This is a genomic window from Microbacterium sp., assembly GCF_052102115.1.
Lineage (GTDB): Bacteria > Actinomycetota > Actinomycetes > Actinomycetales > Microbacteriaceae > Microbacterium.
The window spans coordinates 4,520-6,307 of the sequence record NZ_JBQDVP010000086.1 but is presented as its reverse complement, the minus strand read 5'-3'; the positions used below and the strand labels follow the sequence as shown (position 1 = coordinate 6,307).

Here is a 1,788-nt window from a genome sequence, read left to right as displayed (position 1 = left end):
CATTCTCCGTTTAACGCGCCGACCCCAACTCACCCTCAATCGGTGGATCCAGGCTAAAGCGCGGCGGCTGACCAAAAAGACACTCGCGGCGGGAGGTGTCGTCACCACTCTCGCGGTCGTCGGATCGTTCACGGGCATCGGAGCGGCGACCGCTGCCGACTCCGATCAGTCCGAATCGCTTGCCCAGGTCATCTCATCTGACCTGCTCAACGACGTGATCGGCGGCCTCACGGGCGAGCAGCTGCTCGACGTGGGCGTCGTCACATCCGGCAACCCGAGCGACGAGGGTGAGAACTTCAACCCGCTGGACGTCGAAGCTCTGGGGCTTCTGGACGTGTCGCTTCCCACGATCAACCTGCCGCTGCTGAGTACGCCTGAGCAGCCCAACGGCCTGCTCGATCTCGGAAACGCTGGCCTTATCAACTCATTCGGCCACTCGCCGTCGCCGACAGAGTCAAAGGCTGCGTCCGGCGTCGTCACCGCGGATGGTGCGATCAACGTCGACGCGATCAACGAAGGCAGCACCGATTTCGCATCGGTGGACCTCATCGACCTGCTGCGCCAGTTGAACCTGGATGGCGTATCCGACGCCGTCATCGACGAGCTTTCGCTCAACCTCGGCGCGCTTGCCTCCGTGGCTGAAAAGAACGCAGGGACGACGTCTTCGGAGTACGTGGTCGCTGGCGCTGAGCTCAACCTCTCGAGCCCGCTCGCGGGCGACCTGACGACGGCACTTGGCGGCATCTCGTCAGGCCTTGGTACGGCACTGAACGAAGCGCTCGGTTCCGACGGCGTGCTCGTGGGCGCGCTCAACGATATTGATCTCGACGTCAATCTCGGGTTGCTTCAGACGACGGTCGAAAGCGGGAGTGTGGGTGTCAATGGGCTTCCTGAAGCTCTCGATGAGATCGACGGGTTGCTGACCAGCACGATCGCCGATGACAATGGTCTGCTCTCGATTGACCTCGGGGCGGGAACGATCGCAATTGATCTTTCGAAACTCGTTGCGGGTGGCAGCCTGAACGATCTCGAAGCGAACACGCTGCTTATCGACAGCGACACCGCCACGCAGATTACAGATGCGGCCGCTAACTTGCTGGGCAACATCGTGTCAAGCGTTGTTGACCCTGTGAAGAACATTGTCAACTCACTACAGGTGGACCTCGAACTGGAACTTGAGCTCAGGGTTCCGCTTGTTGCAACGGTTGGCGCCGATGTCACTATCAACGCTCCGCTCGGCCAGCTGCTCGGAACAGCAGAGGACTTTGACACCGACCTCATTGATATTCAGGTGGAGCAGGGAGGGTTGGTCGGCGCGCTGCTCTCAGCTCTCGGTGTCACTCTCGATGGTCTGGTCAGCACACTCCTTCAGCCGGTCCTCAACGGCGTACTGAATGCAGTCGGCAGCACTCTGGGAACGGCTGTTGTTCCGCTCCTCGATGGCCTCGAAGAGACGATCTCGACGCCACTCTCGGCGCTTCTCGATGGGCTCTCACCGGTGTTCTCTGGGCTCAATGAAGTCGTGAACATCACGATCAACGAGCAGCCCGCTCCTGGACACCTGGGCGATGAGTCGTTCACCGTGAACGCGATCGGTATTGCACTGCTGCCGAGTCTGAACGTCGCAAACGTTTCGTTGGCGTCGTCGACTGTGCGTGCACTCGACGAGGCGCCCTTCACGCCCGAGATCGCGGTCGACCCTGACTCGGTTGAGCAGGGAGGCACGACGACGATCACTGGTGAGGGCTTCGAGCCGGAAGAGACGGTGACGATCACTGTTGGCGGCGT

1 protein-coding gene is annotated in these 1,788 nt (G+C 61.0%); it reads left to right on the top strand.

Features of this window, described 5'->3' with window-relative positions; translation table 11 throughout:
• A partial coding sequence (locus ACTICP_RS15450; RefSeq protein ID WP_441893864.1) for a choice-of-anchor G family protein occupies positions 1-1,788 on the top strand: 1,788 nt, incomplete at both ends.